The organism is Micromonospora chalcea (assembly GCF_002926165.1).
GTDB lineage: Bacteria > Actinomycetota > Actinomycetes > Mycobacteriales > Micromonosporaceae > Micromonospora > Micromonospora chalcea.
Map to the genome: position 1 here is coordinate 29,871 of NZ_MAGP01000105.1, position 18,228 is coordinate 48,098.

The following is an 18,228-nucleotide window of genomic DNA, read 5'->3' on the forward strand; positions in this document are numbered from 1 at the left end:
ACGGCCCCGGCCGCCCGCAGTGACGCAGGTCACCGGCATCAGACCGATCCGGCCAGCGCCTGCGTGATCTTCTCGATCGCCGCCGCCTCGGCGGGCTCGATCCCCCGGTGCGCCTGCGCCACCCGCTCCGCGGCGGCCAGCACCACCGACCGGTACGTCTCGGCGTCGGCGGGCGACTTGGCCCGGAGGATCTCCATCGACCGGCCCAGCGCGGGCAGCACCACGGACTCGACCTCCAGGGCCGAGTCCCGGGGCAGCTGCGGCAGCGGGCCGGTGGTGAGCGCCTCCTTGACCACGCCCCCCACCTCGGCGAGCGCGCCGGACGCGGCGAAGCTCTCCCGCACCATCGCCAGCACCCCGGGTACGGCGTTGGAGACCAGGAAGACCGCGCCGAACGCACCGGTCTTCAGGGTGAGCCGCTCGTCCGCCGTCAACCGTTCCATGATCACGGAGTGTAGACGTACGGCGTGGAGGTGGTGACCGCAACGAGTCCGAGCCGCTCCAGGATGGGCCGGCTGTCCGGCGAGCAGTCCACCTGCAGCAGCGTCTTGCCGCGCTGCTGCGCCAGCCGCGCCCGGTACGCCACGAGCGCCCGGTAGATGCCCTTCTTGCGCCACTGCGGCAGCGTCGAGCCGCCCCAGAGGCTGGCGAAGCCGGTGCCGCGCTGGTAGCGGATCCAGCCGGCGCTGACCACCGTCTCCCCGGCCTCGGCCACCACGATCGTGATCGACTGCGGATCGGCCTCGACCTCCCGGGCCAGCCCGTACACCAGGTGGCTGCGGTCCTCCCGCCAGACCTCCTCCTCCATGGCGGCGATGCGCTCCAGGTCGGCCCGGCTGGTGACCTCGCGCAGGCGTACCCCCTCGGGGAGCACCGGAACGGCGGCGGCGAGCGGCGCGACCGGCCCGACCACCACGGTCTCCTGGTCCTCCGGCACGAAGCCGGCGGCGCGCAGCCGGTCGCCCAGGTCGGCCGGCTCGTCGTGACCGGCGAGCTTCCACTCGACCGACTCGCCCCGGGCCCGGAAGACCTCGACCTGCCGGGCGATCAGCGCGTCCAGCTCGGCGCCGGCCAGGCCGTCCAGCGTCCGGTAGGTGAGGAAGCCACGGTGGTCGAGGCCGAGCACGCGGAACAGCGGGCCGTCGCGCTCCACCGTCACCCCGTCCGGCAGCGGGTCCGGCAGCTCCGGTCGGATCTGTGCGTCGTAGGCGGCGCGCAGCTCACGCGCGTCAAGATCGGTCATCCCCCCAGGCTAGGCGCGGGGCAAAGCGGATAATCGGCAGCGTGTGGGAGTCGATCAAGAACTGGTTCGACCCGCGTGAGCTGCGTTCGGTCGGCAACCCGCCGGACTACCGCTTCTCGCTGGCGAACGAACGGACGTTCCTGGCCTGGCTGCGTACCGGCCTGGCGCTGGTGGCGGGCGGCCTGGCCGCCGCGCAGTTCCTCCCGCCGCTGCGCCTGGCCCACCTGCGCGAGGCGCTCGCGATCGCGCTGCTGCTGCTCGGCGCGACCGTCTCGATCCGGGCGGTCGACCACTGGGCGCGCACCGAACGGGCCATGCGGCTGGACGAGGAACTGCCCGCGTCCCGCTTCCCGGCCGTGCTGGCGCTGATCGTCGCGATCGGCGCGCTGCTGCTGGTGGCCGCCGTGCTGCTGGGTGGCGCGGGATGACCCGCGACCCCGGCCTGCAACCCGAACGCACCCGGCTGGCCTGGCGGCGGACGCTGCTCACGCTGACCGCGGTGCTGCTGCTGCAGCTCCGGCTGGCGTTCACCGGCCGGGTCGTCGACGCGCTGCTGACCGGAGCAGCGCTCCTGGTCTGGCTCGCCGTGCTCGTGGTGACGTGGCACCGGGCCACCGGCGCAGGGCCGCGGCGGTTCGACAGCTGGTCGGTGCCGCTGACCGCGATCGGGGCGGCCGGACTTGCGGTGCTCGGCGTGGCGCACGTGCTGGGCGGGGTGCGCTGACGTGCGCGGGTGAGCCATCATGGGGCATGGCCCGCCTCTACGTGCTGCTCTTCCTGGTTCAGATCGTCCTCGCGGTCGTCGCGCTGATCAGTTGCCTCTCCGCCGACGAGGAGAAGGTCAAGGCGCTGCCCCGGATGATCTGGGTGCTGATCATTCTGTTCTTCCCGCTGGTCGGCTCGATCGCCTGGTTCCTGGTGGGCCGCGAGCGCCCGGCCGGAACCACCGGCGTCACCGGCGCGGCCCGGCCCGCCGCCCCGGCCGGTCGCCCGCTCGCCCCGGACGACGACCCGGAGTTCCTCGCCTCGCTCGACGAGCGGTCCCGCCGCGAGGACCAGGAACGGCTGCGGCTGTGGGAGGAGGACCTGCGCCGCCGCGAGGAGGAGCTGCGCCGCCCGGACGACCGCGACCGCCCCGAGGTCTGACACGCGCCGCGGGCCGCCCGCCGGTCACCCGGCGGACGGCCCGCACGCGCCGTGGTCAGGCCAGGTTCGACGACCGGGGGTACGCGTCAGCCGGGTCGGTCAGCACGTTCACCAGGTACGGCACGCCCGAGTCGAACGCGCGCCCCAGCGCGGGCCCGAGGTCGGCCGCCTTCTCCACCGTCTCGCCCCCGCCTCCGAGCGCCTCGACCACCTTGTCGTAGCGCAGCCCGGGCTGGAGGTCGGCGGCCACGTCGTAGCCGTACATCGCCCGCATCGGGTGCTTCTCCAGCCCCCAGATGCCGTTGTTGCCGACCACGATCACCACCGGCAGCTTCTGCCGGACCAGCGACTCCACGTCCATCAGCGAGAAGCCGGCCGCGCCGTCGCCCATCAGCACGCAGATCTGCCGGTCCGGGTGGCTGATCCGGGCGCCCATCGCGTAGCCCATGCCGGTGCCGAGGCACCCGTACGGGCCGGGGTCGAGCCAGGTGCCGGGCTGGGCCGGCTCCAGGTAGCGCCCGGCGTACGACACGAAGTCGCCGCCGTCGCCGATGGTGACCGCGTCCGGGGCGAGCACCTTGCGCAGCTCGCCGTAGACGCGGGCCGGGCGGATCGGGTCGCTCTCGGCGGCCATCTCCTCGGCGTCGCGGGCCTTCGCCGCGTCCTCGGCGGTACGCAGCTCGGCGATCCAGTCGGCGTGGTCGGCCCGGTCACCGGTGTGGTCGGCGAACGCGCCGAGGATCAGCCGCAGGTCACCGGCGGGCGCGGCGGCCGGCTGCACGTGCCCGGCCCGCTGGCTGGGCGCGTCCACCACGTGCACGACCTGGGCGTCGCCGAAGTCGCCGAAGGAGAGCCGGAAGTCCAGCGGGGTGCCGATCACCACGACCACGTCGGCGCCCTTGAGCGCGACCCGGCGGGCCTTGGCGAACGCGAGCGGGTGCTCCGGCGGCAGCGCGCCCCGGCCCATCCCGTTCGTGAACACCGGCACCCGCAGCGCCTCGGCGGCGGCACGCAGCGCCTCGACGGCGTCGCCCGCGTACACGTCGGAGCCGGCGATGATCACCGGCCGGGACGCGCCGGCGATCAGGCGGGCCGCCTTCGCGACCTCGTCCGGGTCCGGCTCGATCGGCGCCGGCGGCGTGACCGCCGGCAGGTCGGCGTCACCGACCGAGAAGACCGCCTCCAGCGGGAAGTCCAGGAACACCGGGCCGCGGTGCGGGGTGAGCGCGGTGGTCAGCGCCGCCGACACCGCGCGCGGGATGTCGTCGGCGCTGAACACCGTCTCGGCGTGCTTGGTCACCGGCGCGACCAGCGGCAGGTGGTCCATCTCCTGGAGGCTGCCCGAGCCCCAGCGGAACTGCGGGGCCCGCCCGCCGAGCACCAGCACCGGCGAGGCGTTGAAGAACGCGCTGGTCAGGCCGGAGACGCCGTTGGTGACGCCGGGGCCGGCGGTGAGCACGGCCAGGCCGGGGCGGCGCTGGAGCTTGGCCACCGCCTCGGCGGCGAACACGGCGGACTGCTCGTGCCGCACGTCGTAGAGGGGGAAGCCCGCCTTGTGGGCGGCGTCGTAGAGCGGGAAGACGTGCCCGCCGGAGAGCGTGAACATCTCCCGTACGCCGTGCGCGCGCAGTGCCGCGAGCGCCAGATCGCCGCCGTGGCCCTCGACCCGTTCCGTCATGCCATTCCCCTTCATCGACCGACCGGGGTCACGCTACTGGCCGGTAGCGCAGATGTGAACAGCTCTCGCGTCAGCGGCCGGTGAAGCCCGGCTTGCGCTTCTCCACGAACGCGGTCATGCCCTCGCGCCGGTCGTCGGTGGCGAACAGCGCCGCGAAGAGCTGACTCTCCCAGGCCAGGCCCGAGGTGAGGTCCATGTCCAGACCCGCGTCGACGGCCGCCTTCGCCGCCCGCAGCGCCTGCGCCGGCCCGGTCAGGAACGGCTTCACGTACGCCACCGCGGCGTCGTAGACCTCCGCGGCCGGCACCACCTGGTCGGCCAGGCCGATCCGCAGCGCCTCGGCGGCGTCGACCATCCGACCCGTCATGATCAGGTCCTTGGCGCGGGCCGGGCCGACCAGTCGGGCCAGCCGCTGCGTGCCGCCCGCGCCCGGGATGATGCCGAGCTTGATCTCCGGCTGGCCGAGCTTGGCGTCCTCGGCCACGATCCGCCAGTCGCAGGCCAGCGCCAGCTCGCAGCCGCCACCGAGCGCGTACCCGGTGATCGCGGCCACGACCGGCTTGGGGATACGGGAGATCGCGCCGAGCGCGCTGGACAGGTCGGCCGCGCGCTCCGCCATGTCCACGTAGGACATGTCGGCCATCTCCTTGATGTCCGCGCCGGCCGCGAAGACCTTCTCGCCGCCGTACACGATGACGGCGCGGACCTCGGCGTCGGCGGTGGCCGCCGCCGCGGCGACGCGCAACTCCTCCTGCACCTGGGTGTTGAGCGCGTTCATCGGCGGCCGCTCCAGCCGGATGGTGCCGATGCCGTCCTTGGATTCCAGCTTGACGAACTCGCCCACGCTGCCCTCACTTCCTCGTCGAAGTCGCGTGCCAACCTTACGGCTCGCCTCGTTGGGGTAGACAGTGTGGTGTCGGCGACTCCCCAGGTAGCCGCCGGAGTCGCCGCCGCCCCGCCACCGGGAGTGAGCCATGATCACCTACTTCGACGACCGGTCCGTCCAGGTCACCTCCACCACGGTACGGGTAGACGGGCGCAGCTACCCGCTCGCCGAACTGACCTCCGTGTGGCACCGGCGGGGCGAACGCTCGTGGCGGGTGCTCGCCGGACGCGGCGCGATCGGGGCCGCGATCGCCGGGCCGCTGGTCACCGCCGTGCTGGGTATCGGGCTGGCCGTGTGGCTGCAACGCTCGGCGGTGGTCACCATCGCCATCGTCGGGATCTCGGTGCTGATCGGCCTGGCCGTCGGGCCGGTGGCCGACTTCCTCTTCGAGTACCTGGACCGCTCCTACGCCCGGGGCAGCCGGGAGATGGAGATGTGGGCCGACTGGCGGGGCCGTCCGGTGCGGCTGCTGCACACCCGGGACGCGATGCGCTTCGGCCAGATCTACCGGGCGGTGCAGCGGGCCATGGAGAGCCTGCCGGCCGCGCCCGGCCAGAACGTGATCGGCTCGTCCGGCAGCAGGCCCAGCCCGCGCAACAGGCCGTAGGCGTCCTGTTCGCCCGGCCCCGCCCGCCATACCGTCACCCTACCGACGCTCGACCGTCCGGTGTCGACACACGCGGTTAGGCTGATTCATGGCCCTCTATTACCGGGACGACGCGGTGCAGGTCACCTCGGACGCGATCCACGCGGGTGGTCGGGTCGTCGCGCTCGCCGACGTCACGTACGTCTGGCACGAGCGCGGCGCCACCACCCTCGCGGTCCGGGGACGGGTGCTGGGACGCGGGGTGCTGGTCCTGCTGCTGTCGCTGCCACCCCTCGTCGCCGTGGTCTGCGTGCTCTCCCTCGCCTGGTCGGCGCAGGACCGCGGCGAGTGGAAACTGGCCCTGATCATCCTGGCCGCGTTCGTGGTGATCGGCCTGGCGCTCACTCCGTTCCTGGAGGTGCCGCTCGGCTGGCTGGACCGCTCCTACGAGCGTGGCAACCGGGTGCACGAACTGTGGGTGCAGCACCACGGCCGGGAGACGATGCTGGTCCGCACGCCCGACGCGCTGCGCTTCGGGCAGATCTACCGGGCCGTGCAACGTGCCGTGGAACAGCAGACCGACCGGCGCTGAGCCGACCGGCGCCGGTCAGGCCAGCGGCAGCGTGGTCGCGATCGGCCAGGCCAGCAGCACCGCCCCGAGCAGCGGCGCGAGCCACCACGGCGCGGCCCGGCGGCGCAACACCGCGGCCCAGGCCGCCTGCCAGGCCACCAGCGCGGCGAACAGCGGCACCACCAGCAGCACGAACCCGGGCGCCAGGCCGAGCACCGCCGCGGCGGCCAGCACCAGCACGGCGATGCCGCCGGTGGCCGCGTAGCGGAGGCCGTCGCCGCCCGCGAGCCGCTCGGCGCCGAGCAGGAACACCAGGCAGCAGAACGCCACCAGGGGCAGCAGCCACCACCGTGCCCCGACCGGCACGGTCGAGGTGAGCCCGAGATGAAGCGGCAGCGCGACGGCGAGCACCGCGTACCCGAGGAACGCGACAGCGACCACCGCGGACCGGACGCCGCTCGCGGTCGGCGGTGTCCCACCGGGGCGCGCGTAGCGTGCCGCGGCGGCCAGCAGCACGCCGGTGAGCAGCAGGAACACGGCGACGTATCCGCCCACGGCGAGCGGCAGGCGGGTGGTCGGCAGCAGCGCGGCGGACACCGCGCCCAGCCCGGCCGCCGGCACCGTCGCGGCCAGCCACCAGCCGGTACGCGGACCGCCCGCGCCCGGCCGCGTCCGGCGCGGCAGCAGGGCCGCAAGCGGCACGAAACCCAGCGCGAGCCCGGCCAGCAGCAGCCCGGCGCCGCCCGGCCGGGTCAGCGGGGACGGCTCCGGCCCGCCGGTACGGCCCGGGAGCGCGTCGAGCACCGCGGCGTGGGTACGCGGCGCGAACAGCACCGACACGTGCTCGACGCCGGGCGCCACCACCCGCGTCCGGGAACCCGGTGGCGCGTCCCGGGTCGCCTCGTCGACGGCCTGGCGGAAGCCGGCGAACTCCAGCCCGCCCACCACCAGCGTCAGGTTCCCCGGCCAGCCGGCCGGCACGTCACCGCCGTCGGGCAGCGAGATCGCCACCGTCCGGTCGATCTCCGGATGCGCCACCGCGTACCGGACGACAGCGCCGGCGCCCATCGAGTGCCCGACCAGGACGATCCGGTCCCTGTCGACGCCGGGACGCCCGCGCAGCCACCCGACCGCCACGTCCAGGTCGTGCCGCAGCCGCGCCCGGGCGCGTTCGTCGTCCCGCCCGGCGCCGGGCAGCCGGGACCCGCTGGCGCCGTGCCCGGCGAAGTCGAGCAGCACCGCGACGCCGCCCTGGCGGGCCACCGAGTCGGCCAGCGGCCGCATCAGCCGGGCCGACCCGGCGAAGCCGTGCGCGATCACCACCCCGGGCCGCAGGTCACCGGCCCCGCCGTCGGCACGTACCTCGGTCAGCGGCACCCCGGCCACCGTCGCCCGCGCGGTGCTCAGCCCGGCGTCGGCGCGGACCAGGAGCAGGGCGCCGAGGACGACGGCGAGCAGCGCGACCACGCCGCAGGCGAGCGTTCGCCGCGACGCCGGGCCGGGGGTGGGCATGCCGGCACCCTACGCCGCGTCGGCGGCCCGGCGTGACCTTCGCCGCCCGGCTGCCGCCGGGCGGCACTGGCCGCGACGCCGCACACTGGATGCCATGGCGATCCCTCTCCCCCGGCCCGGCGCCCTGCTCGGCCTCACCCGTACCGCAGTGGACCAGGCGCTCGGCTCCGCCGCCACGATGGCCTCGGTACCCGCTCGCGCCTTCGCCGTCCTCGACCAGGTGGAGGCGCTGGTCCGGCGGATCGACGGAGTGGTGGACCGGATCGAGGGCACGCTCGACCGCACCGACCGGGTGCTGGCCGACGCCGAGACGGCGGTCCGCGAGGTGGCGGTGATCAGTGCCGCCGCGACCGCGGCGATCGACACGGCGACCGAGGTGGCCGCCGCGGCGACGGTGGTGGTCGGCGAGGCGCAGCAGGTTTCCGCGGCGGCGGCCACCGTGGTCGGCGAGGCGGACCGGGTGGCCCGCAGCGCGGCCGGTGTGGTGACCGAGGCGGAGACGGTGACCGCGCGGGCGGCGGGCACCCTCGCCACCGCCGAGAAGGCCACCGGCGTCGCGAACGAGCTGCTGGCCGCGTACGAGTCGACGCTGCGCCGGGCCGCGCCGATGGCGGCGCGTTTCGTGGAGCAGCTCAGCCCGGAGGAGGTGACCGCAGCGATCCGTCTCGTGGACGAGTTGCCGAAGCTCAAGGACCACCTCACCTCGGACGTGCTGCCGATCCTGGCCACGCTGGACCGGGTCGGCCCGGACCTGCACGACCTGCTGGACGTCACCCGCGACCTCAAGCTCGCGGTCGCCGGCATCCCCGGGCTCGGCATGCTGCGCCGACGCGGCGAACGCCTCACCGACGAGGTGTAAGGAAGGGCCCCTTGTTAACGCCTCCGGTAGTGAAAGGGGCCCTTCTTAACAGTCGGCGAACAGCTCGTCGATCTCCGCGCGATGGGGCAGCGCAACCGAGGCGCCGAGCTTGCGTACGCACGCCGCACCCGCGGCCGCCGCCCAGCGCACCGCGTCGGCCAGGTCCCGCCCCTCACCCCAGGCCACGGCGAGCGCGGCGGTGAACGCGTCGCCGGCGGCGGTCGAGTCGACCACGTCCACCGGCACCGCCGGCACGTGCGTCGCCGGCCGCTCCCGGTCGACGTACCAGGCGCCGTCGCCGCCGAGCGTGAGCACCGCCCGGGGCACCAGATCCAGCAGCGCCGCCGGCTCGTCCCGGCCGCGACCGGTCAGCGCCTGCGCCTCCGGCTCGTTCACCACGAGCAGGTCGGTGGCCGCCAGCAGCTCGGCCGGCACCGGCCGGGCCGGCGCGGCGTTGAGCACCACCCGGGTGCCCGCCGACCGGGCCGCGAGCGCCGCCTCGGTCACCGTCTCGACCGGCACCTCCAGCTGCGCGACCAGCACGTCCGCATCGCGTACGGCGGAAAGCTCGTCGGCGGTCGGCGACGTGAACGCGGCGTTCGCGCCCGGCGTGACCAGGATGGCGTTCTCCCCCCGCGCCGCCGACCATGACCAGGGCGACGCCGGACGGGCCGTAGACCACGCGCAGGTGGCCGGTGTCCACGCCGGCCGCTGTCATCCGGGCCCGCAGCGTCACGCCGAACGAGTCCGAGCCGATCGCGCCGAGGAAGACGCAGGAGGCGCCGGCGCGTACCGCGGCGACGGCCTGGTTGGCGCCCTTGCCGCCGGGCAGCATGACGAAGTCGCTGCCCAGCACCGTCTCACCCGGGCGGGGCAGCGCCGCGCCGATGCCGACCAGGTCCATGTTGGCGCTGCCGACGACGGCGATCCGGGTCTGCGGCACGGTGTCCGTCCCGTCGCTCAGGCGGCGCGTGCGGCCCAGCGGTCGCCGGACCGCGTGACCACCAGCGGCAGGCCGAACGTCTTCGACAGGTTGTCGGCGGTGAGCACGTCGCCGAGCAGGCCCTGCGCCACCACGCCGCCCTCGCGCAGCAGCAGCGCGTGCGTGAAGCCCGGCGGGATCTCCTCGACGTGATGGGTGACCAGCACCATCGCCGGCGCGTCCGGGTCGTACGCCAGCTCGGCCAGCCGGGCCACCAGGTCCTCGCGCGCGCCCAGATCGAGCCCGGCGGCCGGCTCGTCGAGCAGCAGCAGCTCCGGGTCGGTCATCAGGGCGCGGGCGATCTGCACCCGCTTGCGCTCGCCCTCGGACAGCGTGCCGTACGCGCGGTCGGCGAGGTGCCCGACACCGAGCTGCGGCGGCAGCGCGGCGGCGCGCGCCTCGTCGGTGCGGTCGTAGCTCTCCCGCCAGCGGCCCACCACCGACCAGGCGGCGGTCACCACCACGTCGGTGACGCGCTCGTCGGCGGGGATCCGCTCGGCGAGCGTCGCGGTGGACAGGCCGATGCGGGTACGCAGCTCGTTGACGTCGGTGCGGCCGATGCGCTCGCCGAGCACGTGGGCGACGCCGTTGGTCGGGTACAGCCGGCCGGAGGCCAGGTTGAGCAGTGTCGTCTTGCCCGCGCCGTTCGGCCCGAGCACCACCCACCGTTCGTCCAGCTCGACCCGCCAGTCGACGTCGTGCACCAGCGCCGTGCCGGAACGCTTGACGCCGACCCCGTCGAGGCTGACCACCAGATCCGCGTCCACGGTCGAGGGGGCGGGGGCGCCCGGGGCGCCGGGGATCAGGTCACCAGTCACCGCACCATCCAATCACGCATCCGGCACGGTGCCCCCCACGGGAGGCGTCGCCACCATAGGGTGGGGCGCCGTGTCGTTGGTCACCGCTTCCGGAAGGACACCCATGCCCGACCGCTGCCGGAAGGCGCGCGGATGAGCGCGGTCATCGAGATCGCCGGCCTCCGCAAGACGTTCCACTCGCTGCGTCAGGGGCGCCGGGTCGCCGTCGACGGCTTCGACATGCTGGTCGAAGCGGGTCAGGTGCACGGTTTCCTCGGGCCGAACGGGTCCGGCAAGACCACCACGCTGCGTGCGCTGCTCGGGCTGGTCCGGCCGGACGCCGGGCGGATGCGCGTGCTGGGCGCCGATTCACCCGAGCGCCTGCCGGACGTGGCCGGCCGGGTCGGCGCGATCGTGGAGAGCCCGCAGTTCTTCGCCAACTTCACCGCGCACCGGACGCTGCGGCTGCTGGCCGTGGCCGGTGGCGTGCCGACCGTCCGGGTGGACGAGGTGCTGGAGCAGGTCGGGCTGCGGGACCGGGGCCACGAGCGGGTCAAGGGTTACTCGCTGGGCATGAAGCAGCGGCTGGCGGTCGCCTCGGCCCTGCTGAAGAACCCGGAGCTGCTGATCCTGGACGAGCCGGCGAACGGGCTGGACCCGGCCGGCATCCGGGAGATGCGCGACCTGACCCGGTCGCTCGCCGAGGCCGGGGTGACGGTGCTGCTCTCCAGCCACATCCTGGCCGAGATCCAGTTGATCTGCGACCACGTGACGATCGTCAGCCGGGGGCGGCGGGTCGCGTACGGGCCGGTGGAGGAGGTGCTGGCCGGCTTCGACCAGCACCAGTGGCGGGTGCGGGTGGCCGACCCGGAGCAGGCCGGTGACCTGCTGGGCCGGGCCGGTCTGTCGGTGACGGCCGGGCCGGACCACCTGGTGGTGACCGGCGTGGAGGATCCGGAGACGATCAGCCGGACGCTCGGCGAGCAGGGCGTGTGGGTACGCGAGCTGGTCCCGCTGCGGCCGGACCTGGAAAGCGTCTTCCTGGAACTTACCGGCGACCACGAGCACATGGGCGTGGAGGTGCCGCGGCAGGTCGACGGCGCGCCGCCGAGCGACGGAGTGATCGACCTCGACGTCCGGGAGAGCCGGGAGGTGGACGCGTGAACCTGGTCCGTGCCGAGCTGGAGCGGCTGGCCGCCCGGCGCTTCGTGCAGCTCATGGTGGTGCTGCTGGCTGCCGCCTTCGCGGTGACGGTGGTGACCACGCTCGCCGGTTCGCACCGGCCCAGCCCGGCGGAGCTGAGCCGCGCGCAGGCGCAGGCGGCGGAGAGCGTCCGCGAGATGGAGATGACGTACGACCGCTGCCTGCGGATCCGGGAGGGCTCGCTCCCGCCGGCCGAGAACGACTACCTGCCGCGCGACTGCGCCCAGATCGACCCGGCCCAGCTCGACGAGCTGCCGACCGCGGCCGACTACCTCAGCGGTGTCTTCGTCTTCGCCAAGGAGGCCGAGCCGCTGCTCTACTTCCTGATCGCGTTCCTGACGCTGTTCGGGTTCCTGGTCGGCGCCTCGTACATCGGGGCCGACCTGAACTCGGGCGGGGTGGTCAACCTGCTGCTGTGGCGGCCCCGGCGGTCGACGGTGCTCGCCGCGAAGCTGGGCACGCTGCTGGGCGGGCTGGTCGGCCTGTCGGTGCTGGCCTCGGTGGCGTACCTCGGGGCGTTCTGGTTGATCGGCCAGGCGTCCGGTCTGGTGGGGCGGACCGGTGGCGACTTCTGGCCGTCGCTCGCCGCGATCTGGGGGCGCGGCCTGGTGCTGGTGCTGCTCGCCGCGGCGCTCGGCTTCGCCGTCGCCACGCTGGGCCGGCTGACGTCGGCGGCGCTCGGCGCGGTGGCCGCGTACGTGGTGGTGTGGGAGCTGGGGGCACGGCTGGTGTTCCAGATCCTCCAGGTGGGCCGGCCGGACCGGTACATGCTGTCCAGCTATCTGGCGGCCTGGCTCTCCGGTGAGGTGCGGCTCTGGGACGGCAACGCCTGCGGCCCCGGGATCTCCGGCTACTGCGACGGTTCGTACACGGTGACCTGGCCGTCGGGTCTGGTGGTGCTGCTCGGGCTCACCGGCGCGCTCGTGGCCGCGGCGTTCACGGTGTTCCGCCGCCGCGACCTGATGTGACGGAAGGGCAGGCCCGGCAACTCCTTGCGAACCCTGACGCCATGATGAAGGATTCCTTCACATGGCGTCAGGGCGCACGACGCGGTCAGCCGACCGTCGAGCCGAACACCTCGTCGCGCACCGCGTCCAGCGCGGTACGCAGCGCGCCGCGCAGGATCGGCTCCTCGGTCAGCCCGGTGGTCACCACCCGGGGCCGGACGAGCGTGATCGCGGCGACCTCGTGCTGCACCCGCTCGGCCAGCGCCGCCCCGCCCGCCTGCCCGACCGCGCCGGCGAGCACCACCAGCGGCGGGTCCAGCACCACGCAGGTGCTCGCCACGCCGAGCGCCAGCCGGCGGGCCAGCTCGTCCAGCATCGGCCCACCGGCGGTGCCGGCCGCGATCGCCGCGCGTACCACCTCGGCCGCCCGGGCCGCCGCGACGCCCTGCTCCGCCGCCTTCGGGGTGGCGAAGCCGTGCTCGGCGGCCACCGCGCGTACCGCGTCGGCGCCGACGAGCTGCTGGAATGCCGGCTTGGCCCGCTTGGACACGTCGCGCGGGATGGGCGCGCCGGGCACCGGCAGGTAGCCGATCTCGCCGGCCGCGCCGCTGCTGCCGTGGTGCAGCCGCCCGCCCAGCATGATCGCCAGGCCGACGCCGGCGTCCACCCAGACCAGCACGAAGTCGGAAGTGCCCTGGGCCGCGCCGGACTGCGCCTCGGCCACCGCGGCGAGGTTCACGTCGTTCTCGAACACGACCGGGGTGTCCAGGTCCTCGCGCAGCGCGGCGAGCAGGCCGCTGTGCCACCGCGGCAGGTTGAACGCGAAGGTGATGTCGCCGGTCTGCGGGTCCACCAGGCCGGGGGTGCCGAGCACGACGCGCCGGACGGCGGACAGCTCCGCCCCGGCGCTGCTGGCCGCCTGGACCACCGCGTTGTGCACCACCCCGACCGGGTCGTCGGTGTCCTTCGTGGACTGCTCGACCCGGCCGGCCACCGTGCCGGTGATGTCGGCGCAGGCCGCCACCACCCGCTCCGCGCCGACGTCCACGCCCACCACGTACGCGCTGCCCGGCCGGACGGCGTAGAGCTGGGCGTTCGGGCCCCGCCCGCCGGCCTGCTCGCCGACCCGGGCGACCAGGCCGCGCTCCTCCAGCCGTTCGACGAGCTGGGACGCGGTGACCTTGGACAGCCCGGTCAGCTCACCGATCCGGGCCCGGGTCAGCGGGCCGCGTTCGAGCAGCAGCTCCAGCGCCGCACGATCGTTGAGCGCCCGCAGGAGTCGGGGGGTACCGGGCAGCCGGGTCGCACTCATGCCGTCGTCCTCAATTTTCAGTAAGGTTTTCTAACCACAAAACGCCTGCCGAGGGGCGTCCGTTAGCGTATCGGCCGCCCCGATCCGCGAAGGTCGGACGACCCGGCAGGGAAAGGGGATACTCGTGGGTCAGGATCCAGGACTCCGGCGGCTCGCGCTGGGCACGCTGCTGGCCGCGTACCCGGGTCCGGTCCCGCCGGACTGGGCGGTCGACCTGCTCGCCGACGGGCTCGCCGGGCACACCCTGTTCGGCACCAACATCCACGACCCGGCCCAGGTCGCGGCGTCCACGGCGGCGCTGCGCGCCGGCCGCCCCGACGTGATCGTCGCGATCGACGAGGAGGGCGGCGACGTCACCCGACTGGCCCACGCCACCGGCAGCCCGTACCCGGGCAACGCCGCGCTCGGCACCGTCGACGACCCCGCGCTGACCCGCGAGGTGTACGCGGCGATCGGCGCCGAGCTGGCCGCGCTCGGCGTCACGCTCGACCTGGCACCCACCGTCGACGTGAACACCGCCGACGAGAACCCGGTCATCGGCACCCGCTCGTTCGGCGCCGACCCGAAGCGGGTGGCGGTCCACTCGGCCGCCGCCGTCGCCGGCCTCCAGTCGACGGGCGTGGCCGCCTGCGCCAAGCACTTCCCCGGGCACGGCGCCACAGTCGCCGACTCCCACCACGAGCTGCCCACAGTCGACGTGCCGCCGGCCGTCCTGCGGGAACGGGACCTGCCGCCGTTCGCCGCGGTGGTCGACGCGGGCGTCCGCGCGGTGATGACCGCGCACATCCGGGTGCCGGCACTGACCGGCGACGGCCCGGCCACGTTCAGCCGCGCGGTCCTGCACGACCTGCTGCGCGTCGAGTACGGCTTCACCGGCGCGGTAGTCACCGACGCGCTGGAGATGAAGGGCGCGGTGCTCGCCGCCGGCGGGGTCGGCACGGGCGCGGTCCGGGCGCTGGCGGCCGGCGCGGACCTGCTCTGCATCGGCGCCCGGGTCGACGCCGAGCTGGTCGAGTCGGTCGCCGCCGAGATCGTCGCGGCGATCGGCGACGGGCGGCTGGCGCGCGAGCGGGTCGAGGAGGCGGCCGGCCGGACCGCCGCGCTCGCCGTCACCGGCCCCGCCGACGCCCCGCCGCCCGCCACCGACGGCCTCGGCTACGCCGCCGCGCTGCGGGCGGTACGGGTCGAGGGCGACCTCACCCGCGCCGCCGCACCCCTGGTGGTGCAGGTGCACGCCACCTCCACCGTCGCCGAGGGGCGGGTGCCGTGGGGGCTCGGCCCGCACCTGGCCGCCGGGATCGAGCAGGCCCGCGCGGTGGCGGGCGAGACCGACCCGGAGAAGCTGCGGCGGCTCGCCGGGGACCGGCCGGTCGTGCTGGTCGGGCGACACCTGCACCGGCTGCCCGGCGCGCGGGAGCTGGTCGAGGCGCTGGCCGCCACGCATCAGGTGACAGTGGTCGAGATGGGCTGGCCGGGCGCGTGGCGGCCGGCTGGCGCGCGCGCGTTCGTCGCCACCCACGGCGCCAGCCACGCCAACGGCCGCGCCGCCGCGCAGACGCTGGGCCTGACCGGCTGATCCACGCCTATCTTGAACACGTTCAAAATCTGTCGTACGCTCAGGGCGTCCTTGATTTGAACACGTTCAAGAGAGGTAACGGGGATGGACGTGAAGGTCTGGATGTACCTGGCCTACCTGGCGGTCAGCATCGGTCTGACCATCTGGGTGGCCCGGGCACTGTCCCGCAACGGGCTGGTGTTCCTGGAGGACGTGTTCGCCGACAGCCGGCTCGCCGGGGCGGTGAACAGCCTGCTCGTGGTCGGCTTCTACCTGCTCAACCTCGGCTACGTCACGGTGGCGATGAAGGAGTCCGGCCCGGTCGGCGACACCAGCCAGGCGCTGGAGCAGCTCTCCATGAAGGTGGGCCTGGTCCTGCTGGTGCTGGGCGCGCTGCACTTCTTCAACGTCTTCGCGCTCGGCCGCTACCGGCGCGGCCGCCTGCGGCAGCAGGCCACCCACCCGCCGCTGCCGCCGGTCCGTATCCTCCCGCCGCAGGGTGGACCCGTACCGGCAGGCGACCCGAACCTGCCGGCCCGGTGACGTCCGCCCCGGGCGGGCGCCCGTCGGATCCCACCGGGCACGGGGCCGGTGGGATCCGCGGGTTCACCGTCCTGTTCGACGCGGGCTGCCCGATGTGCCGGGGCGCCCGGCGGTGGCTCGCCTCGCGGCCCCAGTTCGTACCCCTGGAGTTCGTGCCGGCCGGGTCCGCCGAGGCCCGGCGGCGCTTCCCCGGCCTCGACCACGACGCGACGTTGCGGGACCTGACAGTGGTGGCCGACACGGGCGCGGTCTACAGCGGCGACGGCGCCTGGTTCGCCTGCCTCTGGGCGCTCGCCGAGCATCGGGGTACGGCCGAGCGGCTGGCCCGCCCGCACCTGCTGCCGCTGGCCCGGCGGGTGGTGGCGGCGGCCTCCGCGGTCCGCGAACGGATCCGGGAACCGGGATACGGTGACGACGATGACCGAGCAGAGTGCGCCGACGACCGCTGCGGGTGGGCAGGGGTCGACGGCCCGGGGTGAGCAGACCCGGCAGCTGATCCTGGACACCGCGATGCGGCTGTTCCGCGAGCGCGGGTACGCGCGCACCACCATGCGGGCGGTCGCCCAGGAGGCCGGCGTGGCGGTGGGCAACGCCTACTACTACTTCGGCTCCAAGGAGCACCTGGTCCAGGAGTTCTACGCGGGCACCCAGCGCGATCACCGGGAGGCGGCCGCCCCGGTGCTCGCCCGGGAGCGGGAGTTCGCCGCGCGGCTGGCCGGGGTGCTGCACGCGGGCATCGACGTGCTGAGCCCGTACCACGCGTTCGCGGGCGCCTTCTTCAAGACGGCGGCCGAGCCGACCTCGCCGCTCAGCCCGTTCTCCGCCGAGTCGTCGGAGCCGCGGGACATGTCGATAGCGCTGTTCCGCGAGGCCCTCACCGGGTCCACCGTCAAGCTCGACGACGAGCTACGCGAGGCGCTGCCCGAGCTGCTCTGGCTCGGCTACATGGGTGTGGTGCTCTACTGGGTGCACGACCGCTCGGACGGGCAGGTCAAGACCCGCCAGCTCATCGACGGCGTGGTGCCGCTCGTGGACCGGCTGGTGGGGCTGTCCCGGCTGCGCGTGCTGCGGCCGGCCACCCGGCAGGCGCTCGCCCTCATCCATACGCTGCGTCACTGACCTCGCCCACGCACCTGCAAGCGATTTCGCAGGTGAGAGTCCGCAACCGGACAGCAACACACCCCTTGTTCACGGTCGGTACTACACATAGCGTTACCGGTGTCGGGGCCTGGGGGAGAGCTGCGGACCGTGGATCCGGCCCGGGATCCACGGTCCGCGCCGAGCCGGGCCGGCTCAGCGGGGGAACACGCCGAACGCGGTGAAGCCGCGATCCGGGAAGCCGGCCGCCTCGGCCACCCGGCCGGACGCCGCGTTGCCCGGGTCGTGCAGGTAGGTGGGAATCGCTCCCTCGTCCAGCACCCGGCGCGCCGCCTGCGCGACCAGCCGCCGGGCCAGGCCGCGCCCGCGCGCGGCCGGCACCGTGCCCACCGCCAGCTCGTGCCCGTACGAGTCGTGCCGCTTGACCCCCACCCCGGCCCGGTACGCGCCGTCGGCGCCCCGGACCACGAGCACCTCCCGGTCGAACAGCCGCAGCCACGGCGGCAGCCCGGGCAGCGTGGGCGGCACCCACTCCCCCACCTCGGGCAGCGGCGCCGGGTCGGCGCACCAGCGGAAGACGGACGTGTGCGAGATGAAGTCGGGCGTGCCGACCGCCGCCGGGAGGGCGGGCAGCCACTCGCCGGGCGGCCGTCCCCGGACCAGCGCCCGGACCGCCTCCACCCGATCGACGGCGACCGAGAGGACGGTGCTGCCGTGGGCGGTCACCGCGAGGGCCGGGCGCAGGCGGCCGTCCCAGGCCGGACGGGCGCGGCGGTGGGACCGCACCACGTGCAGTCCCGGGCCCGCCGGCCACTGTCCCAGCCAGGTCGCCAGATGGAGGAAGACCCGCCGGTCGAGCACGTGATCATGGTACGCCGGGCCGGGCCGCCCGTGCTCGCGTAATCAACTGATCCCACCGGGGTTGGGACCCGCGGCGGATGGGTAGTGGGGCGGCACGCCAGCGACGGATGACGATGTGTGGTCCGGCGGAGGGCCGCAGGAATCTGACGCTTCACGGGAACCCGAGGCATCGACCCTGCGTCATATTCATTTCCATACATGGACAAGTTTTTCTGGGACGGTAGTGGTCATGCCTCACGAACCGAATGACCGATTCCAGCAGGACCCGGAGCGGAGCTGGCGGGCCGCCGGCGACGCCGGACGCTTCCCGGCGCAGCGGGCGTACCGCGAAGCCCGCAGCCGGGGGCTCTCCTGGGCCGAGCTGAACACGCAACCATCGGGCGCCGCCGCCTGGCGCGGGTCGGCGGCCGCCTGACGCACCAATTTCAAGCGCAGCTTGGTGCGCAGAT

At 74.5% G+C, this 18,228-nt stretch carries 21 protein-coding genes and 1 pseudogene; 13 read left to right on the forward strand and 9 right to left on the reverse strand.

Annotation, left to right across the window (positions count from 1 at the left end; translation table 11 throughout):
* Window positions 1-38: 38 nt before the first annotated feature.
* A complete protein-coding gene (locus tag BAW75_RS12200; RefSeq protein WP_030500918.1) occupies window positions 39-443 on the reverse strand; it encodes a hypothetical protein in 405 nt (134 codons plus the stop codon).
* Window positions 444-445: 2 nt separating this feature from the next.
* Window positions 446-1,243, reverse strand: a complete 798-nt coding sequence (locus BAW75_RS12205; protein WP_043326068.1) for a GNAT family N-acetyltransferase — start codon at window positions 1,241-1,243, stop codon at window positions 446-448.
* A gap of 41 nt (window positions 1,244-1,284) precedes the next feature.
* Here BAW75_RS12205 and BAW75_RS12210 point away from each other — a divergent pair, with 41 nt between their 5' ends.
* From BAW75_RS12210 to BAW75_RS12220, 3 genes are read left to right on the forward strand one after another with little or no spacing between them, the layout of a single operon-like run.
* Window positions 1,285-1,671, forward strand: coding sequence for a YidH family protein (locus BAW75_RS12210; protein WP_030500920.1), 387 nt, complete (start codon window positions 1,285-1,287; stop codon window positions 1,669-1,671).
* The gene (locus tag BAW75_RS12215; RefSeq protein WP_104113652.1) at window positions 1,668-1,967 is read left to right on the forward strand and encodes a DUF202 domain-containing protein; all 300 of its coding nucleotides are present in this window, start codon (window positions 1,668-1,670) and stop codon (window positions 1,965-1,967) included. Before BAW75_RS12210 ends, BAW75_RS12215 begins: the two co-directional genes overlap by 4 nt.
* 26 nt (window positions 1,968-1,993) lie before the next feature.
* Complete coding sequence (locus BAW75_RS12220) at window positions 1,994-2,389, forward strand: PLD nuclease N-terminal domain-containing protein (protein WP_030500922.1); 396 nt, start codon at window positions 1,994-1,996, stop codon at window positions 2,387-2,389.
* A 55-nt stretch (window positions 2,390-2,444) separates the two neighbouring features.
* Here the strand turns inward: BAW75_RS12220 and BAW75_RS12225 are convergent, their stop codons facing one another.
* A complete protein-coding gene (locus BAW75_RS12225) occupies window positions 2,445-4,067 on the reverse strand; it encodes an acetolactate synthase (protein ID WP_104113653.1) in 1,623 nt (540 codons plus the stop codon).
* 70 nt (window positions 4,068-4,137) lie between these two features.
* Window positions 4,138-4,911 (reverse strand): enoyl-CoA hydratase-related protein, encoded by a 774-nt coding sequence (locus BAW75_RS12230; RefSeq protein WP_104113654.1) that lies wholly within the window; start codon window positions 4,909-4,911, stop codon window positions 4,138-4,140.
* Window positions 4,912-5,041: 130 nt separating this feature from the next.
* Between BAW75_RS12230 and BAW75_RS12235 the strand changes: the two genes are divergently transcribed.
* A complete protein-coding gene (locus tag BAW75_RS12235) occupies window positions 5,042-5,560 on the forward strand; it encodes a DUF6232 family protein (protein WP_104113655.1) in 519 nt (172 codons plus the stop codon).
* An 88-nt stretch (window positions 5,561-5,648) separates the two neighbouring features.
* Window positions 5,649-6,131, forward strand: a complete 483-nt coding sequence (locus BAW75_RS12240; RefSeq protein WP_064446971.1) for a DUF6232 family protein — start codon at window positions 5,649-5,651, stop codon at window positions 6,129-6,131.
* 15 nt (window positions 6,132-6,146) lie between these two features.
* Here the strand turns inward: BAW75_RS12240 and BAW75_RS12245 are convergent, their stop codons facing one another.
* Window positions 6,147-7,622, reverse strand: coding sequence for an alpha/beta fold hydrolase (locus BAW75_RS12245; RefSeq protein ID WP_104113656.1), 1,476 nt, complete (start codon window positions 7,620-7,622; stop codon window positions 6,147-6,149).
* A 94-nt stretch (window positions 7,623-7,716) separates the two neighbouring features.
* Here BAW75_RS12245 and BAW75_RS12250 point away from each other — a divergent pair, with 94 nt between their 5' ends.
* The gene (locus BAW75_RS12250; RefSeq protein WP_104113657.1) at window positions 7,717-8,481 is read left to right on the forward strand and encodes a hypothetical protein; all 765 of its coding nucleotides are present in this window, start codon (window positions 7,717-7,719) and stop codon (window positions 8,479-8,481) included.
* A gap of 45 nt (window positions 8,482-8,526) precedes the next feature.
* On the opposite strand, the pseudogene BAW75_RS12255 reads toward BAW75_RS12250, so the two are convergent.
* Window positions 8,527-9,424 (reverse strand): annotated as a pseudogene (locus BAW75_RS12255) (ribokinase).
* 17 nt (window positions 9,425-9,441) lie between these two features.
* On the reverse strand, window positions 9,442-10,281 hold the full coding sequence (locus BAW75_RS12260) for an ABC transporter ATP-binding protein (RefSeq protein WP_104113658.1): 840 nt from the start codon (window positions 10,279-10,281) through the stop codon (window positions 9,442-9,444).
* Between the two features lie 132 nt (window positions 10,282-10,413).
* Between BAW75_RS12260 and BAW75_RS12265 the strand changes: the two genes are divergently transcribed.
* Together BAW75_RS12265 and BAW75_RS12270 are read left to right on the forward strand one after the other, a co-directional pair.
* Window positions 10,414-11,424 (forward strand): ABC transporter ATP-binding protein, encoded by a 1,011-nt coding sequence (locus BAW75_RS12265; RefSeq protein WP_043326083.1) that lies wholly within the window; start codon window positions 10,414-10,416, stop codon window positions 11,422-11,424.
* Window positions 11,421-12,431, forward strand: coding sequence for an ABC transporter permease subunit (locus BAW75_RS12270; RefSeq protein ID WP_043326085.1), 1,011 nt, complete (start codon window positions 11,421-11,423; stop codon window positions 12,429-12,431). The genes BAW75_RS12265 and BAW75_RS12270 overlap by 4 nt, the downstream gene beginning before the upstream one ends.
* 85 nt (window positions 12,432-12,516) lie before the next feature.
* Here the strand turns inward: BAW75_RS12270 and BAW75_RS12275 are convergent, their stop codons facing one another.
* The gene (locus BAW75_RS12275) at window positions 12,517-13,722 is read right to left on the reverse strand and encodes an ROK family transcriptional regulator (RefSeq protein WP_069087605.1); all 1,206 of its coding nucleotides are present in this window, start codon (window positions 13,720-13,722) and stop codon (window positions 12,517-12,519) included.
* Window positions 13,723-13,846: 124 nt separating this feature from the next.
* Between BAW75_RS12275 and BAW75_RS12280 the strand changes: the two genes are divergently transcribed.
* The 4 genes from BAW75_RS12280 to BAW75_RS12295 all read left to right on the forward strand — a co-directional run bounded on the left by BAW75_RS12280 (window position 13,847) and on the right by BAW75_RS12295 (window position 16,939).
* Window positions 13,847-15,298, forward strand: a complete 1,452-nt coding sequence (locus BAW75_RS12280) for a glycoside hydrolase family 3 protein (RefSeq protein WP_104113659.1) — start codon at window positions 13,847-13,849, stop codon at window positions 15,296-15,298.
* 84 nt (window positions 15,299-15,382) lie between these two features.
* Entirely contained in the window at window positions 15,383-15,820 is a 438-nt protein-coding gene (locus BAW75_RS12285) for a hypothetical protein (protein WP_104113660.1), read from the forward strand.
* Window positions 15,817-16,299, forward strand: a complete 483-nt coding sequence (locus BAW75_RS12290; protein WP_104113661.1) for a thiol-disulfide oxidoreductase DCC family protein — start codon at window positions 15,817-15,819, stop codon at window positions 16,297-16,299. Before BAW75_RS12285 ends, BAW75_RS12290 begins: the two co-directional genes overlap by 4 nt.
* On the forward strand, window positions 16,238-16,939 hold the full coding sequence (locus tag BAW75_RS12295) for a TetR/AcrR family transcriptional regulator (protein WP_064446965.1): 702 nt from the start codon (window positions 16,238-16,240) through the stop codon (window positions 16,937-16,939). Before BAW75_RS12290 ends, BAW75_RS12295 begins: the two co-directional genes overlap by 62 nt.
* 174 nt (window positions 16,940-17,113) lie before the next feature.
* On the opposite strand, the gene BAW75_RS12300 is transcribed toward BAW75_RS12295, so the two are convergent.
* The gene (locus BAW75_RS12300; RefSeq protein ID WP_104113662.1) at window positions 17,114-17,779 is read right to left on the reverse strand and encodes a GNAT family N-acetyltransferase; all 666 of its coding nucleotides are present in this window, start codon (window positions 17,777-17,779) and stop codon (window positions 17,114-17,116) included.
* A gap of 229 nt (window positions 17,780-18,008) precedes the next feature.
* Between BAW75_RS12300 and BAW75_RS12305 the strand changes: the two genes are divergently transcribed.
* On the forward strand, window positions 18,009-18,194 hold the full coding sequence (locus BAW75_RS12305) for a hypothetical protein (RefSeq protein WP_043330580.1): 186 nt from the start codon (window positions 18,009-18,011) through the stop codon (window positions 18,192-18,194).
* The last annotated feature ends 34 nt before the right edge of the window (window positions 18,195-18,228 follow it).

Bases quoted from the DNA above. Each gene is read 5' to 3' on its own strand.
- BAW75_RS12200 (WP_030500918.1), bottom strand. From the start codon at position 443: ATGGAACGGTTGACGGCGGACGAGCGGCTCACCCTGAAGACCGGTGCG.
- BAW75_RS12205 (WP_043326068.1), bottom strand. From the start codon at position 1,243: ATGACCGATCTTGACGCGCGTGAGCTGCGCGCCGCCTACGACGCACAG.
- BAW75_RS12215 (WP_104113652.1), top strand. From the start codon at position 1,668: ATGACCCGCGACCCCGGCCTGCAACCCGAACGCACCCGGCTGGCCTGG.
- BAW75_RS12220 (WP_030500922.1), top strand. From the start codon at position 1,994: ATGGCCCGCCTCTACGTGCTGCTCTTCCTGGTTCAGATCGTCCTCGCG.
- BAW75_RS12225 (WP_104113653.1), bottom strand. From the start codon at position 4,067: ATGACGGAACGGGTCGAGGGCCACGGCGGCGATCTGGCGCTCGCGGCA.
- BAW75_RS12235 (WP_104113655.1), top strand. From the start codon at position 5,042: ATGATCACCTACTTCGACGACCGGTCCGTCCAGGTCACCTCCACCACG.
- BAW75_RS12240 (WP_064446971.1), top strand. From the start codon at position 5,649: ATGGCCCTCTATTACCGGGACGACGCGGTGCAGGTCACCTCGGACGCG.
- BAW75_RS12245 (WP_104113656.1), bottom strand. From the start codon at position 7,622: ATGCCCACCCCCGGCCCGGCGTCGCGGCGAACGCTCGCCTGCGGCGTG.
- BAW75_RS12250 (WP_104113657.1), top strand. From the start codon at position 7,717: ATGGCGATCCCTCTCCCCCGGCCCGGCGCCCTGCTCGGCCTCACCCGT.
- BAW75_RS12265 (WP_043326083.1), top strand. From the start codon at position 10,414: ATGAGCGCGGTCATCGAGATCGCCGGCCTCCGCAAGACGTTCCACTCG.
- BAW75_RS12275 (WP_069087605.1), bottom strand. From the start codon at position 13,722: ATGAGTGCGACCCGGCTGCCCGGTACCCCCCGACTCCTGCGGGCGCTC.
- BAW75_RS12285 (WP_104113660.1), top strand. From the start codon at position 15,383: ATGGACGTGAAGGTCTGGATGTACCTGGCCTACCTGGCGGTCAGCATC.
- BAW75_RS12295 (WP_064446965.1), top strand. From the start codon at position 16,238: ATGACCGAGCAGAGTGCGCCGACGACCGCTGCGGGTGGGCAGGGGTCG.
- BAW75_RS12305 (WP_043330580.1), top strand. From the start codon at position 18,009: ATGCCTCACGAACCGAATGACCGATTCCAGCAGGACCCGGAGCGGAGC.